The sequence below is a fragment of the Arthrobacter sp. GAS37 genome (genome assembly GCF_044908325.1).
In the GTDB taxonomy this organism is placed as follows: domain Bacteria; phylum Actinomycetota; class Actinomycetes; order Actinomycetales; family Micrococcaceae; genus Arthrobacter; species Arthrobacter ramosus.
The window spans coordinates 14,568-29,533 of the sequence record NZ_JBIYDB010000009.1 but is presented as its reverse complement, the minus strand read 5'-3'; the positions used below and the strand labels follow the sequence as shown (position 1 = coordinate 29,533).

Below are 14,966 nucleotides of genomic sequence, written 5' to 3'. Positions count from 1 at the left end.
GCTCCTGTCTGCTGGGTCAACGCGACGCCGGGGTCAACGCGACGGTCCGCTTTTCGATGCGCTTCTCGGTGACCGGTGCAAGTACGACCCGCTGGACGAAGATGCCCGGAGTGTGGATATGTTGCGGATCGAGTTCGCCGGGTTCCACAAGCTCTTCGACCTCGGCGATGGTGATCCGGGCCGCCATGGCACATAGCGGATTGAAGTTCATGGCCGTCGCATGGAAGACGAGGTTCCCGTGGCGGTCGCCCTTCCAGGCGTGGACCAGTCCGAAATCGGGTGTCAGGGATTCCTCCAGGACATAGTCGGCCCCGTTGAAGGTGCGCACTTCCTTGGGTGAGGACGCGATCGCCACGGTGCCGTCGCCGTCGTACTTTTGGGGAAGGCCGCCTTCCGAGACCTGTGTCCCGACGCCAGCCGCCGTGAAGAACGCGGGGATGCCGGCGCCGCCGGCGCGCAGTTTCTCGGCCAGGGTGCCTTGCGGGGTGAGGACCACCTCGAGTTCACCGGCAAGGTACTGCCGCGCGAACTCCTTGTTCTCACCGACATAGGAACTGATGGTCCGGCGGATACGCCCGTCCCTCAGCAGGATGCCCAGGCCCCAGTCGTCCACGCCGCAGTTGTTGCTGACTGTTTCAAGGTCCTTGGTGCCTTGATCGTGGAGCGCGTCGATCAGCGCCACCGGGATACCGCACAAGCCGAACCCGCCGACGGCGAGAGATGCGCCGTCGTGGATGTCCTTCACCGCTTCCGCGGCGCTGGCAACAACTTTGTCGATCATCGTTTACCTTCCCTGGCGGTTAAAGGCCCAGCTCGCGGGCGATGAGCATCAACTGGACCTCGGTGGTGCCTTCCCCGACTTCGAGGATCTTGGAGTCGCGGTAGTGGCGTGCCACCGTGAATTCGTTGATGAAGCCATAGCCACCGAACACCTGGGTGGCGTCCCGTGCGTTGTCCATGGCTGCCTCGCCTGCGACCATCTTAGCGATGGCCGCTTCGGTCTTGAACGGCTTGCCGGCCAGCATCCTCGCCGCAGCATCGTAGTAGGCCAGTCGCGCAGTGTGGGCCCGTGCCTGCATGCGGGCGATCTTGAACTGGATGGCCTGGTACTTCCCGATGTTCTGCCCGAAGGCCACGCGTTCCTTGGCGTATTTCACGGACAAGTCGACGCAGCCCTGGGCTGCACCGGTGGCGAGTGCGGCGATGGCGATGCGGCCTTCGTCCAGGATCGACAGGAAGTTGGCGTAACCCCGGCCCTGGACGCCGAGCAGGTTCTCTTCGGGTACCCGGACGTTGTTCAGTGTTAGCGGGTGGGTGTCGGAAGCGTTCCAGCCAACCTTGTTGTAGGCCTTTTCCGCGGTGAAACCGGGCGTGTCGGTGGGAACCAGGATGGTGGAGATTTCCTTCTTGATGCTCCCGTCCTTGCGTTCGTGCTGCCCGGTGACGGCGGTGACGGTGACGAGTCGGGTGATGTCGGTCCCGGAGTTGGTGATGAACTCCTTGTTGCCGTTGATGACCCAGCGGCCGTCCTCAAGGTGTGCGTTCGTTTTCGTGCCTCCGGCGTCCGAGCCGGCTTCCGGCTCGGTCAGGCCGAAGCCTGCGAGCGCTTCGGCCGAGGTCAGCTGGGGCAGCCAGTGTTCCTTTTGCGCCTGGGTGCCGAAGCGGTACACCGGCATGGCGCCGAGCGAGACGCCTGCTTCGAGGGTGATGGCCACCGACTGGTCAACCCTGCCCAGCTGTTCCAGCGCGAGGGCGAGGGCGAAGTAGTCGCCGCCCATGCCGCCGAACTCTTCAGGGAACGGCAAGCCGAAAAGGCCCATCTCGCCCATCTGCTTGACCACCTCGTACGGGAAGCTGTGTTCCTCGTCGTGTTTGGTGGATACCGGGGCCACTACCTCGTCGGCGAATTCCCGGACGGAGTCGCTCAGGTCCTGGTATTCCTCGGTGAGTTCAAAACTTGCCATGGCTAGACTTCCTCGTCTTTCTGGTTTTCAGTCGGTTGCGCTGTGACTTCAGGGTTGGGTTCGGCCACCACGTGGATGGTGGCGAGGACTTGGTCAGCCTTGACGAGGTCCCCGGTTTTGCTGCTGAGGTGTACGGTGCCGGACACGGAGGCCACCAGTTGGTGTTCCATCTTCATTGCCTCCACGGCGAGGAGAACCTGGCCTGCTTCCACGTGATCGCCGTTGTGTACCGAAACGGACACGACGGTTCCCGGCATGGGAGACCGGACTTCGGGGTCCGCTGCGCCTTCTTCGCGCTGGATGCCCGCGAGGATGCGTTGGAGCCGGGCCTCGCGGTCCAGGATCTCCAGCCGGCAGGACCAGCCGTCGCTGCCGAGCCAAAGTTCGCGCGCCTCACCCCCGGGAGATGGTGAGCCGTGCGCGAAATGGTGCTCGACGCCGTCGAGCACCAGCACGGCATGCCCGGCGGACCCCGGCCGCATGGCGGCAGAGTGCTCGACGCCGTTATCCACGCGAGCCGCAAAGCTCGACCCGTTCACCGTCAGCCCCACTGTGGCCAGGCCGGCGTCGGGACGTCCGACGGTGGTCTTCCAGGGCGCGGCGGCGCCGACGCGCCAGCCATCAGCGGTGTTCCAGGGTGCTGCCGTCCCGGCCGGAGCCGGTTCTGAGCGGTTGAGCAGTTCCGAGCGGTTAAGCAGGGCTGCGGCGATCAGCTCGACGTCGGTCACTTGGCGGAATTCCATCCCCTCAAGCTTGCGCTCGATCAGGCCTGTGTCGAGTCGGCCGGCACGGACGTCGTCATCGTTGATCAGGAGCTGCAGGTACTCAACGTTCGTGTGCACACCCAGCAGCGTGTAGTCCCCCAGTGCGTGGTCAAGGGTGTCCAGCGCCGCTTTGCGGTCCGGGCCCCAGGCAATGACCTTTGCGAGCATGGGATCGTAGTCGCCGGTGACGGACAGTCCCGGCAGCATGGCGGAGTCAACGCGGACGTGCGGATCGTTGCTGGCTCGTTCCCTGAGCGTCACGATCTCGCCGATGGAGGGCATGAAACCGCGTTCGGGCACCTCCGCATAGACGCGCCCTTCCACCGAGTGGCCGTCAAGCACGACGTCGGCCTGCGCCACCGTAAGGACCTCACCTGCGGCGATGCGCACTTGCCATTCGACAAGATCGACGCCCGTCACCATTTCCGTGACAGGGTGCTCCACCTGGAGACGGGTGTTCATCTCCATGAAGAAGAAGTGCTCCGGATCCTGGTCCGAGACGAGGAACTCGACCGTGCCCGCACCGCTGTACTTGACGCTTCGGGCAGCCTGGCAGGCGGCCTCACCGATCCGTGCCCGGACCTCGGCGCCGTTAGCGAGCGACTCGAGCAAGGGGGACGGTGCTTCCTCGATCACCTTTTGGTGGCGGCGCTGGAGCGAGCATTCGCGCTCGCCGAGGTGGATGACGTTGCCGTGGTTGTCGGCGAGGACCTGGACCTCGATGTGCCGGGGCGACTGGATGAGCCGCTCGAGGAACAGGGTGTCGTCCCCGAAGGCGCTCGCCGCCACGCGCCGGGCCGTCAGCAGCGTGGCTGCCATATCCCCCAGCCGCTCCACGATGTGCATGCCTTTGCCGCCGCCCCCGGCCGAGGGCTTGATAAGCAGTGGGAAGCCGACGCCGGGCGCCGCCTCGATCAGGGCCTCGTCGCTCAAGCCTGGTTCGGCGATGCCCGGAACGCACGGGACTCCGTAGGACATGACGTGGTTCTTGGAACGGATCTTGTCGCCCATGATCTCGATGGCGTCAATGCCGGGGCCGATGAAGGCGATGCCGGCCGCGTCCAGGGCCTTGGCGAACTCCACGTTCTCGGCGAGGAATCCGTAACCCGGGTGGACGGCCTGGGCGCCGCTTTGCAGGCAAGCCTCGATGATCGCGTCTATCCGCAGGTAGCTGTCCGCCGCAGCGGCTGTGCCGATCCGGACGGCAGTGTCTGCTTCGCGCACGTGGCGGGCCCCGGCGTCGGCGTCTGAATAGACCGCCACCGAACGGATGCCCATGGCCTTGAGGGTGCGGATGACGCGGCAGGCGATCTCGCCGCGGTTGGCGACGAGGACGGTGTCGAAGGAGTTGATTGTCATGGGGTCACATCCGGAAGAGGCCGAAGGAGGTTTCCGGCAGGGGTTGGCGGGAGACGGTGTCCAGGGCCATGCCCAGGACGCGCCGGGTGTCTGCGGGGTCGATGATGCCGTCGTCCCAGAGCCGTGCGGTGGAGTAGTAGGGGCTGCCCTGGTCCTCGTACTGCTGCTTGATGGGGTCCTTGAAGGCTTCCTCGTCCTCGGCGGGCCATTCCTCGCCGCGGGCCTCGTATTGCTCCCGTTTGACGGTGGCAAGCACGCTGGAGGCCTGGTTCCCGCCCATCACCGAAATCCTGCTGGCCGGCCACATCCACAGGAACCGCGGGGAGTAGGCCCGGCCGCACATGGAGTAGTTTCCGGCACCGAAGGACCCGCCGATCACCACGGTGAGCTTGGGCACCCGGGCGGTGGCGACGGCGGTGACCATCTTGGCGCCGTTCTTGGCGATGCCGCCGTGCTCGTAGTCCTTGCCCACCATGAAGCCGGAGAGGTTCTGCAGGAAGACCAGCGGGATCCCGCGCTGGTCGCACAGCTCGATAAAGTGCGCGCCCTTGAGGGCGGATTCGCTGAACAGCACCCCGTTGTTGGCGACGATGCCCACGGGGTGGCCGTGCAGCTTCGCGAATCCCGTCACCAGGGTGGTGCCGTAATTCTTCTTGAACTCGTGGAACCTCGAGCCGTCCACCAGCCGGGCGATGACTTCATGAACGTCGTATTGCGCGTTGACGTCCGTCGGAACGGCACCATAGATTTCGCCCGGGTCCACCACGGGCTCGACGGCGGTGTCCACCTCCCACGCGGGGGCTGCGGGCTTGGGCAGGGTGGCGACGATGTCGCGGACGATCTGCAGGGCGTGCTCGTCGTTTTCGGCGAGGTGGTCCGTCACACCGGAAATCCGTGAGTGGACGTCTCCGCCGCCGAGTTCCTCTGCGGTGACGATTTCACCGATGGCGGCCTTCACGAGGGGCGGGCCGCCGAGGAAAATGGTGCCTTGGTTGCGGACAATCACGGTTTCGTCGCTCATGGCGGGAACGTAGGCACCACCGGCCGTGCAGGATCCCATGACCGAGGCGATCTGCGGGATCTTCGCCGCGGACATCTTCGCCTGGTTGAAGAAGATCCGGCCAAAGTGTTCCTTGTCCGGGAACACCTCGTCCTGCTTGGGCAGGAACGCTCCCCCCGAATCCACGAGGTAGACGCACGGCAGTTTGTTTTCGAGCGCGATTTCCTGGGCCCGGAGGTGCTTCTTCACCGTCATCGGGTAATACGTCCCGCCCTTGACCGTCGCGTCGTTGGAAACCACCATCACTTGGCGGCCATGGACCAAGCCGATCCCCGCAATCACGCCGGCGCCCGGCGAGTCATCGTTGTACATCCCGTTGGCCGCCAGCGGGGCGATCTCCAGGAACGGGCTTCCCTCGTCCAGCAAATAGTTGATGCGCTCGCGCGGCAATAACTTTCCCCGGGAGATATGCCGCTCACGTGACTTCTCGGGGCCACCGAGGGCGGCCACGGCAAGGCGCTTCTTCAGCTCGTGCACCAGTGACAGCTGCGCTTCCTCGTTGGCCGCGAACTGATCGCTGCTGGTGTCCAGCTGGCTGGCGAGTGTCTCCATCGACTGTGTCCCATCCCGGCCAATGGCCATCTCAGTTAGTACCGCATAACTGGAATTTAGGTTAGTCTCTATTAACTGTGTTGTCCATCACCCCGGCACTGGGCCCGCCCCGTATCGGCGCTGAATTGGACGCGTGCAAAAGGAGGAATTGTGGTCACCTTCCAGCGGAGCTCCCAGCAGGACGGCCCAACGCCGCGGAGCCCCAAGCAAGACAGCCCGACCCAAAGAAGCCAAGCCAAGGAAACACGGCGCAAGGCCCTCCTGACCGCCGCAGCCGGGTTATTCGCCGCTGACGGTTTCAACCGCGTTTCCCTTGAGGACCTGGGGGCCGCGGCAGGAGTCAGCGGCCCTGCGGTGTACCGGCATTTCCCGGGAAAACAGGCCGTGTTGGCAGAGCTGCTGTTGAGTGTGAGCCGGAATCTGCTGGACGGCGGCCGCACCGTGGCGTCCGAGGCCCCCGACGCCGAGGCTGCGTTGCGCGGACTGGTGGAGTTCCACGTGGACTTCGCCCTCAGCAATCCCGATGTCATCCGGGTCCAGGACCGCGACTTCAGCAACCTCAGCGACTCCGACCAGGCCGAAGTCCGCACCCTGCAGCGCAACTACGTGGAACTGTGGGTGGGAGTGCTCGGCGAATTGCATCCCGAGACGGATCCTGCCGAGCTCCGGGTCCGCGCCCACGCAGCCTTCGGCCTCATCAACTCGACTCCCCACTCGGTCCGGCACCACGGGCGGCGCATTGCGGTCAAAAGTGCCCGACCGATCCTCGAGCGCATGGCCCTCGCAGCCTTGACGGTGCGCTAGGTTCCTGCCGCCGAGAACCCAACTGACTCGCAGTTGTTGTCGTTATGAGCCTTCAAAACGACAACAATTGCGAGTCAGTTGGGCCTGCTAGATCATCGTCATGACGGTTGCAGGATCGGACAGGATCGCGCCCAAATCGGCCAGGAATTTCGAGCCTTGTTCGCCGTCCACCAGCCGGTGGTCGAAGGACAGGCTCAGTGACATCACCTGGCGCACCGCGAGTTCGTCGTTGTGCACCCACGGAGCTTTGCGCACTGATCCCAGCGCCACGATGGCAGCCTCGCCCGGGTTCAAGATGGGGGTTCCGGCGTCGATCCCGAACACGCCGATGTTCGTGATGGAAATGGTCCCGCCCGTCAGATCGGCCGGGGAGGTCTTGCCTGAACGTGCCGTGTCCGTGAGTGCGGACAAAGCCGTGGACAGTTCCAGCAGCGTCATCTTGTCCGCGTCTTTGATGTTGGGAACAGTCAGTCCCCGCGGCGTGGCGGCGGCGATACCCAGGTTTACGTAGTTGAACTGCACGATCTCCTGTGCGCCTTCATCCCAGCGGGAGTTCAGGGTCGGGTTCCTGCGCAAGGCAATCAACACTGCCTTCGCCGCGATGGTCAACGGCGTGAGCTTGTACCCGGCAAACTCGCGACTGGCCTTGAGCCGCGCCAGCAGTTCCATGGTGGGCGTGACGTCAACGGTCAGGAACTCCGTCACATGCGGCGCCGTGAAAGCACTTTGCACCATGGCAGCGGCGGTGAACTTGCGGACTCCCTTAATAGGGGTGCGCGTCTCGCGTTCGGCGGAAACCCCGACGGCGGACGCGGCGGCCGGGGTGACCTCGGGAACGGCGAGCTGCGGCTGGGACCCCGCCGCGAAGTCCTGGACATCCGCACGGGTGATCAAGCCTGCCGGCCCGGTTCCCTTGACCAGCTCAAGGTCAATTCCGAGATCCCTCGCAAACTTGCGGACCGGAGGCGTGGACCGCGGACGCTCCTGTTCCGCCGCGGGCTCGTTTGGAACCGCGGGCGGTGCGGGCTGTTCAACGACGGGAACGGGTTCGACGGCGGGAATGGGTTCCCGGACGCGCTCGCGTTCGGCGGCGCCCCCGTCAAACATCCGCTGGCGTCGGGCCGGGCGTCCGGATTGTTCGACGACGGCGCCATAGCCTACGAGGTTCGGCTCACGCTTAGCCGCGGTCTCCGCCGGGCTTTCCGTGGAGGCGGCCTCACCGGAACCGGCAACAGCGGAAGGTGGGGCTCCGGCGTCGTCGACTTCAAAGGAAACGATCGGCTTGCCGACCTCGACAACGGAACCGGCCTGTTCGTGCAAGGCGGCGACGGTTCCCGCAAAGGGCGAAGGCAACTCAACCACGGCCTTGGCCGTCTCGACCTCGGCAATGACCTGGTTCAAGGTCACGGTGTCCCCCACCGCGACCTTCCAACTGAGAATTTCCGACTCAGTGAGTCCTTCTCCGAGGTCGGGCAGCCTGAATTCCTTGATCATGGTGGCGCTCATCCTTCCAGCCCGCTCAGGGAGTTGCCGCGGCCGAGTGCCCGGTCCACGCCGTCAAGAATCCTGTCGAGATCCGGCAGGTGGTGCATCTCGAGCTTTGAGTACGGGTACGGGATGTCGAATCCCGTGATCCGGACCGGCGCCGATTCAAGGTAGTTGAAGCAGCGCTCTGTGATGCTGGCGGCGATTTCGGCGCCGAGCCCGCCGGACTGCGCAGCCTCGTGGGTGATGACGAGCCTGCCGGTCTTGCGGACGGACGCCTCCACTGCCTGGAAGTCGATCGGAGCCAGCGAGCGCAGGTCGATAACCTCTACGGAGACTCCTTCGTCGGCGGCGGCCATGGCCGCGTCGTTCGCGGTTTTCACGAGCGGGCCGTATGTCACCAAGGTGACGTCGCTGCCCGGTGTGACCACCCTGGCCTTCTCCATGGACAGCGCCGTGGAAAGATCCGCGGTCTCATCCACTTCACCCTTGTCGTGGTAGCGGCGCTTGGGCTCGAAGTACAGCACCGGATCGTCCGAGGCGATGGCCTGCTGGATCATGGTGTACGCATCCTGCGGGTTGGAGACACTGATGACGCGGAGGCCCGAGGTGTGGGTGAAGTAGGCTTCCGGGGACTCGGAGTGGTGCTCGGGTGAACCGATTCCACCGCCGAAGGGAACCCGGATGGTGATGGGCATCTTGACGCGGCCCTGTGTCCGGTAGTGCATCTTGGCTACCTGGCTGACGATCTGGTCGAAGGCCGGGTAGATGAAGCCATCGAATTGGATTTCGCAGACCGGCCGGTAGCCGCGGTAGGCCAATCCGACGGCGGTGCCGATGATTGCGGATTCGGCCAAGGGGGTGTCAACCACGCGATGTTTGCCGAAGTCTTTCTGGAGACCGTCGGTGACCCGGAAAACGCCACCGAGCGCCCCGATGTCCTCACCCATAAGGATAACTTTGGGATCGTTTTCGAGGGACTTGCGCAGGCCGGCGTTGATGGCGCGGGCGAAGGTCAGCTTGCTCATCAGAGTGCCCCTTCCTGGGTTGATCCGCTGAAGCTTTCCAGATAGCGGGAGTAGTGGTCCTTCTGGCGTTCGATCCAGGAGTTGGGCGTGCTGTAAACGTGCTTGAAGAGGTCGAGCGGCGCGGGATCGGGCATATTAATGACGCCTGCCCGCAGGTTTCGTGCCACCTCGTCCGCATTGGCCTGGGTCTTGGCTTCGAGCTCTTCCGTCAGGAGGCCCTTGGTGCGAAGCAGCGCCTTGAGCCGGGTAATCGGGTCCTTGGCCGCCCAGTCCTCAAGCTCGTTGGCGTCGCGGTAACGGGTGGGATCATCCGCCGTCGTGTGCGGGCCCATGCGATAGGTCACCGCTTCGATGAACGTAGGTCCGCCGCCCTTGCGGGCCCGGTCCAGTGCAATCCGGGTGACCGCTAGGACAGCCAGGACGTCGTTCCCGTCGACCCGCATGCTGGGGATTCCGAAGCCCGAAGCACGGTCGGCGATCTGGATATGGGACTGAATCCGGACGGGTTCGGAGATGGCCCAGTGGTTGTTCTGGCAGATGAAGACCACGGGCACTTGGAAGCTCGCCGCAAAGACCATTGCCTCGTTGACATCGCCTTCGCTCGTGGCGCCATCGCCGAAGTAGGCAACCGCGACGGAGTCTGCTCCGTCGTGCTGGATGCCCATCGCGTAGCCGGTTGCGTGCAGCGATTGCGAACCGATGATGATCTGCTGGGTGGCAATGTTGTGGCGGTACGGGTCCCATCCGGCCGAAGCGTTACCGCGCCAGGCACGGACCAAGTCTGTTGGCTCCACACCGCGGCAGTAGGCGACGCCGTTGTCACGGTAGCTGGGGAAGACAAAGTCGTCGTCCCGGAGGGCCCGGCCCGAACCGATCTGCGATGCTTCCTGGCCTAGCAGTGGCGGCCACAAGGCCAGCTCGCCCTGACGCTGCAAGGCGGTTGCCTCGGCGTCGATGCGGCGGATGACCATCATGTCCTCGTACAGCGAGCACAACTGCTCGTCCGTGACATCGCTGACCCAGAGATCGAACTCCGGGTGGCTGATGCGTTCCCCTTCCGGGGAAATCAGTTGGACCAGATCCCCGCCGGTCCGACGCGGGCTTGTTGCACTGATTCCGGGATTCGAAGCCTTGTAGGCGTCCTGGCCGGGTTCGTCCGTCAACACAGTTGATCGCACCTTTCAGCTTGTGATCGCAGGCCTTTGGAAGGACTTGTGATCCAGCCGCGGGCCAGCATCCGGGCGTCGTCGCCTGGATTAATTGTGACCCTACTCACAATGCTCATTGGGTACAACCACCGTTGAAAATTCTGCGCATTCTGCCCTATCTGGACGGTTGTCACCGTGCTAACGTTGCGCATTATGCAAGCTTTAGATGGCACCGACACACGCCTGCTTTCGGCCATGGCTAAGGACCCCCGCGGCACGGTTGTGGCCCTGGCGCAGAAGCTGGGACTATCGCGGAATACGGTTCAGGCGCGGATGGCCCAATTGGAAAAGAAACATGCGTTTCTCTCCTTCGAACGGCGCATCAACCCTGCCGCCCTCGGCTACCCCCTCATGGCGTTCATCTCGGTGCATGTGCAGCAGCAAAAGCTTGGACAGCTTGCCTTGGACCTCGCCGAAATCCCGGAAATCCTGGAGGGGTACGGCCTGACCGGTTCAGCTGACCTGCTGCTGCGCGTAGTGGCGCTCGACGCCGAGGATTTGTTCCGGATCAACGGCAAGATCCTTGCGTGTGACGGAGTGGAACGAACGGACACCGCCATGTCGATGGGCGAATTGATTCCCTTCCGCGTGCAGCCGTTGTTGAACCGCAATACCAAGACGGCGCTCCGAACCGGCTGAGCCCGCTCCGGCGGATGCCCTTGCTCCTCACTGGAATGTGCGATTTGATGCAGGTGGACGCCTTGGGGGCCGGCTGGCGGCTCCCGTCCGGTGTTGGCGACGCAGGACTGGCCGCCGGGAAGGGGAACCACCGTGAGCACCCCGCAAGTACCGCCACAGCCGGACCAGGACCCCCAAGCCGTCCCGCCGGCGTCGGGAGTCGGAGCATCGCAATACGGCAGCACGCCGCCTTACGGTCCACCGGGCCAGTATCCCGCCCCCTACGCCCCGCCAGGCCAATACGCCCCGCCGGGTCAATTTCCGGCTCCGGCCCCCGGGCAGTACCCCGGCCCCTACGGAATGCCTGTCCTGCCGCCCGCGAAGAACCGAAAGCTCCTCTGGATCATTCTTGGAGCGGTGGGCGCGGCCCTCGTGCTGATCATCGTGGGGGTCGTCGTGCTGGTCAACGTACTGGGAAGTGCGACGAACAGGGCCCGGACCATCTCCGACGATTTCACCCGCCTGATCGTGAATGGCCAAAGCTCGCAAGCCTACGACCAGTACATGCACCCTTCCCTCACCCAAAACTTGTCGAAAGATGAGTTCGTTGCCGGCGTCGAGGGACTCGGACTGGACAGCACCTGCAAGCCCCACTACGACTCCGTGAACGTCAGTTCAGTCAACGGCACCAACACGGCCGACGTTGTTGGAACCTTGCAGTGCCAAGGCAAAATCCTTGATCTCGCGTACAGCTTCGAAGGCAATGATTTGAAGATGGACGCCATCCGTCTCCGGCCGCAGGGCTAGCGTCGAAAAAATTCGTCCCATCCACCCATCCATAGCCCCGGGTGGTCCGAATATCTGGTTGAGAGCCCCGTCCGGGGTTTCGAACACAGGCCGGATACAAAACCGGCCATACCGGAAGGTTTGGACCATGCGCACTTCGCCCAACCGCCTGATCGCCACCATCTTTGGAGCCGTCTACCTGCTCGTGGGTGTCGTTGGATTCTTCGTCACCTCGGGAATTGGATTCTTCGCCACCGAGGGTGCCAATCTGATCATCTTTGCGGTAAACCCCTTGCACAACATCATCCACCTCGCCATCGGCGCTGCCCTGCTCTACTCGGGCATGAACAGCACTGTGCTGTCCAAGACCGTCAACACCACAGTCGGCGCCGTCTACTTGCTTGTCGGCATCCTCGGGCTGTTCCTCGTGGGCTCCGCTCTGAACATCATTGCCCTTAACGGCGCAGACAACGTCCTGCACCTGGCCAGCGCAGTGGTGCTTCTCGGCGTCGGTCTCTCGCAGGACAAGGTTCCGGCCACCACCGCCAGGGCCCACGTCTAGAAGACCTCGAAACCCGGAAGGAGCCGTCCGTGTCAGCTCAAGCAGCGACGTCCGTGGGACCCACCATTGGGGCCTCCCTCACCCTGTTTTCGTGTTTCGCGGGAATGGGGGCCGGCCTCGTGGAGCTTTCCATCGCATCGAGCGACATTTCGGGCCGTGGAGCCCTTATGTGGGCGGGCGGCGTCTTCGCGGCCTGGGGCCTCGCCCTGCTCGCCAGCTCGATTGCCAGCCTGCAACGCGGGCGGCTCCCGTTCCGCAAGCCAACAACCATAGGCCTCCTCGCGGCCGTGCTTGTCCACGTTGGATTCCTGGTTGGCGGCATGGCCCAAAGAGTGCTCGACGGCGGGCATCTGGCGGCTCTTTTCCTGGTCCTGATGGCCCTGGGATCCTCTGCCTGGCTCTCCCGCAGGTACCTCGACGACGACGGCGGAGCCACCTCGGGTCCCCCGCGGGCCGGTGCGCTTTTGGTCGCTGCCTTCGCCGCCGCCGTGGTGGTCGCAGCAATTACGACGCCGGGGCTCGCCGCCTCGGTGGCCGGAGCGCACGCCGTCCCGCATGGAGAGCACTCGCTGCCGGGCGGCCACAACCACTAAGACCTCTCTGCCAAGCGGCAACAGCGATCCCTCCCACACTGAGTGCGGGAGGGATCGCTGTGTTGGACCGGTAGTCCTAGTGGTTCACCGCTTTCTCGGCTCCTACGCCGGTCAGGGAACGGACTTCCATCTCGGCCTGCTTCGCCGTGTCCTCGCGCCGCTTGTCCACGACGGTTCCGAGCCAGCCAAGCAGGAAGGCGAGCGGAATGGACACGATTCCCGGGTTGCTCAACGGGAAGACGGCGAAGTTGGCACCCGGGATCATTGACGTCTTGGCACCGGAAACAACCGGCGACAAGGCAATGAGGATGATGGCCGCCGACAGTCCGCCGTACATGCTCCAGATGGCGCCCTGGGTGGTGAACTTCTTCCAGAACAGGGAGTAGAGGATAGTCGGCAAATTCGCTGACGCCGCCACGGCGAAGGCGAGGGCGACGAGGAACGCTACGTTCTGGCCATTGGCGAAAATACCGCCAATGATCGCAAGGACCCCGATGACCACCACAGTCCGCCGGGCCACCTTGACCTCGGTTCCGGCGCCGGCCTTGCCCTTGGAGATGACGTTCGCATAGATATCGTGGGCGAACGACGCCGCTGCCGTGATGGTCAAGCCGGCCACCACCGCAAGGATGGTGGCGAACGCGACGGCCGAGATGAAGCCCAGCAGCAACGGCCCGCCCAGGTGGAACGCCAGGAGCGGCGCAGCGGAGTTCACCCCGCCGGGGGCCGACTTGATGGTGTCGGCTCCAACGAGGGCTGCCGCGCCGTAGCCGAGGACCAGGGTAAACAGGTAGAACAACCCGATCAGCCAGATGGACCAGACCACCGATTTGCGGGCTTCCTTGGCCGTGGGCACAGTGTAGAAGCGCATCAGCACGTGTGGCAGGGCGGCCGTGCCGAGGACGAGTGCCAAGCCGAGGGACAGGAAGTCCAGCTTGGAGGTCTCGGTCTTGCCGTACTGCAGGCCGGGGTTCAGCACGTTGGGGTTCTTGGCAGAGTCTGCGGCAGCACCCAACAGGTTCGACAGGTTGAAGCCGTAGATGGACAGCACCCAGAGCGTCATGACTGCCGCACCGCAGATGAGCAGCACGGCTTTGATGATCTGGACCCAGGTGGTGCCCTTCATTCCTCCGATCAGCACGTACATGATCATGAGGGCGCCGACGACGACGATCACCAGGGCTTGTCCGCCCCAGTCGCTGATGCCCAGGAGCAAGGAAATGAGGCTTCCGGCGCCGGCCATCTGCGCCAGCAGGTAGAAAAAGCAGACGGCCAAAGTGGTCAGGGCCGCGGCGATCCGCACCGGGCGCTGGCGCAGCCGGAACGAAAGCACATCGGCCATGGTGAACTTGCCCGTGTTGCGCATTAGTTCGGCGACAAGCAGCAACGCGACAAGCCACGCCACGAGGAACCCGATGGAGTACAGGAAGCCGTCGTAGCCGTTGACGGCGATCGCCCCGGTGATCCCGAGGAAGGAGGCCGCGGAGAGGTAGTCTCCGGCGATGGCGGTGCCGTTCTGCGAACCGGTGAACGAGCGCCCGGCGGCATAGTAGTCGGCAGCCGTTTTGTTGTTCCGGCTGGCCCGGAAAACGATCACCATGGTGACCAGGACGAACAGGGCGAAGATGCCCATGTTCAACAGCGTGGTGTCCTTAAGGGCGGCAACGTTGACCATCGGGACCATGGCGCTCATTTCGCTGCCCCCCGCATTGCGCTGCCCTTGTCGAACTCATGGCCCTCGATCTCATTCCGGATTTCCGTGGCAATCGGGTCCAGTCTCCGGTTGGAGTAGTGAACGTACCAGGCCGTAATTCCGAAAGTTGAGACGAACTGCAGCAGGCCCAGGACCAGGCCGACGTTGATGTTGCCCCACAGCTTGGTGGACATGAAGCCCACCGCGTAGTCAGCCAGCAGGACGTAAGCGAAGTACCAAAGCAGGAATGCGATGGCCATTGGAAAGACAAAACTGCGGTGGCGCTTGCGGAGCTCCTGAAACTGCCCCGTTTGCTGGACTTCCTGGAAATCAACGGACGCCGCTGCGTCCGGTGTCTGGGCCTCGTTACCCATGGCTTCCTCCTGGTTGTGGATGTCTACACCGACCACACACTCCCGGCCGACGTGACTGGAATCACTATCCGCCGGGCAGCTGCGCCACTTCCAGATTCACCGGCATAGGCGTCGCC

14 protein-coding genes are annotated in these 14,966 nt (G+C 64.0%); 5 read left to right on the top strand and 9 right to left on the bottom strand.

Annotated elements, in window-relative coordinates; translation table 11 throughout:
- Positions 1–16: 16 nt before the first annotated feature.
- Genes ABH924_RS09900 through ABH924_RS09885 form a run of 4 tightly spaced genes read right to left on the bottom strand, consistent with a single transcriptional unit; the run spans position 17 to position 5,699 of the window.
- The gene (locus ABH924_RS09900) at positions 17–781 is read right to left on the bottom strand and encodes a CoA transferase subunit A (RefSeq protein WP_404498427.1); all 765 of its coding nucleotides are present in this window, start codon (positions 779–781) and stop codon (positions 17–19) included.
- A gap of 19 nt (positions 782–800) precedes the next feature.
- Entirely contained in the window at positions 801–1,964 is a 1,164-nt protein-coding gene (locus tag ABH924_RS09895; RefSeq protein ID WP_404498425.1) for an acyl-CoA dehydrogenase family protein, read from the bottom strand.
- Positions 1,965–1,966: 2 nt separating this feature from the next.
- Positions 1,967–4,087: an acetyl/propionyl/methylcrotonyl-CoA carboxylase subunit alpha gene (locus ABH924_RS09890; RefSeq protein ID WP_404498423.1), complete on the bottom strand. Its 2,121-nt coding sequence runs from the start codon at positions 4,085–4,087 to the stop codon at positions 1,967–1,969.
- Between the two features lie 4 nt (positions 4,088–4,091).
- On the bottom strand, positions 4,092–5,699 hold the full coding sequence (locus ABH924_RS09885) for a carboxyl transferase domain-containing protein (RefSeq protein WP_404498421.1): 1,608 nt from the start codon (positions 5,697–5,699) through the stop codon (positions 4,092–4,094).
- 150 nt (positions 5,700–5,849) lie between these two features.
- Here ABH924_RS09885 and ABH924_RS09880 point away from each other — a divergent pair, with 150 nt between their 5' ends.
- Positions 5,850–6,503, top strand: a complete 654-nt coding sequence (locus ABH924_RS09880) for a TetR/AcrR family transcriptional regulator (protein WP_404498419.1) — start codon at positions 5,850–5,852, stop codon at positions 6,501–6,503.
- A gap of 87 nt (positions 6,504–6,590) precedes the next feature.
- Here the strand turns inward: ABH924_RS09880 and ABH924_RS09875 are convergent, their stop codons facing one another.
- The 3 genes from ABH924_RS09875 to pdhA are packed head-to-tail and all read right to left on the bottom strand — an operon-like array spanning position 6,591 to position 10,182.
- Positions 6,591–8,009 (bottom strand): dihydrolipoamide acetyltransferase family protein, encoded by a 1,419-nt coding sequence (locus tag ABH924_RS09875; protein ID WP_404498417.1) that lies wholly within the window; start codon positions 8,007–8,009, stop codon positions 6,591–6,593.
- Positions 8,006–9,016 (bottom strand): alpha-ketoacid dehydrogenase subunit beta, encoded by a 1,011-nt coding sequence (locus ABH924_RS09870; RefSeq protein WP_234753073.1) that lies wholly within the window; start codon positions 9,014–9,016, stop codon positions 8,006–8,008. Before ABH924_RS09870 ends, ABH924_RS09875 begins: the two co-directional genes overlap by 4 nt.
- Complete coding sequence (gene pdhA / locus ABH924_RS09865; protein ID WP_404498414.1) at positions 9,016–10,182, bottom strand: pyruvate dehydrogenase (acetyl-transferring) E1 component subunit alpha; 1,167 nt, start codon at positions 10,180–10,182, stop codon at positions 9,016–9,018. The genes ABH924_RS09870 and pdhA overlap by 1 nt, the downstream gene beginning before the upstream one ends.
- 195 nt (positions 10,183–10,377) lie before the next feature.
- Between pdhA and ABH924_RS09860 the strand changes: the two genes are divergently transcribed.
- The 4 genes from ABH924_RS09860 to ABH924_RS09845 all read left to right on the top strand — a co-directional run bounded on the left by ABH924_RS09860 (position 10,378) and on the right by ABH924_RS09845 (position 12,783).
- Positions 10,378–10,863, top strand: coding sequence for an Lrp/AsnC family transcriptional regulator (locus ABH924_RS09860; RefSeq protein WP_234753072.1), 486 nt, complete (start codon positions 10,378–10,380; stop codon positions 10,861–10,863).
- A gap of 132 nt (positions 10,864–10,995) precedes the next feature.
- Positions 10,996–11,649 carry a hypothetical protein gene (locus ABH924_RS09855; protein ID WP_404498412.1) on the top strand — a complete coding sequence of 218 codons (654 nt, stop codon included), beginning with the start codon at positions 10,996–10,998 and terminating at the stop codon, positions 11,647–11,649.
- Between the two features lie 127 nt (positions 11,650–11,776).
- The gene (locus ABH924_RS09850) at positions 11,777–12,190 is read left to right on the top strand and encodes a DUF4383 domain-containing protein (RefSeq protein WP_234753070.1); all 414 of its coding nucleotides are present in this window, start codon (positions 11,777–11,779) and stop codon (positions 12,188–12,190) included.
- Between the two features lie 29 nt (positions 12,191–12,219).
- A complete protein-coding gene (locus ABH924_RS09845) occupies positions 12,220–12,783 on the top strand; it encodes a hypothetical protein (RefSeq protein WP_404498410.1) in 564 nt (187 codons plus the stop codon).
- 76 nt (positions 12,784–12,859) lie between these two features.
- Here ABH924_RS09845 and ABH924_RS09840 read toward each other — a convergent pair whose 3' ends face one another.
- Both ABH924_RS09840 and ABH924_RS09835 read right to left on the bottom strand, forming a co-directional pair.
- Positions 12,860–14,476, bottom strand: coding sequence for a cation acetate symporter (locus tag ABH924_RS09840; RefSeq protein ID WP_404498408.1), 1,617 nt, complete (start codon positions 14,474–14,476; stop codon positions 12,860–12,862).
- Positions 14,473–14,850 carry a DUF485 domain-containing protein gene (locus tag ABH924_RS09835; RefSeq protein WP_404498406.1) on the bottom strand — a complete coding sequence of 126 codons (378 nt, stop codon included), beginning with the start codon at positions 14,848–14,850 and terminating at the stop codon, positions 14,473–14,475. Before ABH924_RS09835 ends, ABH924_RS09840 begins: the two co-directional genes overlap by 4 nt.
- Positions 14,851–14,966: the final 116 nt, after the last annotated feature.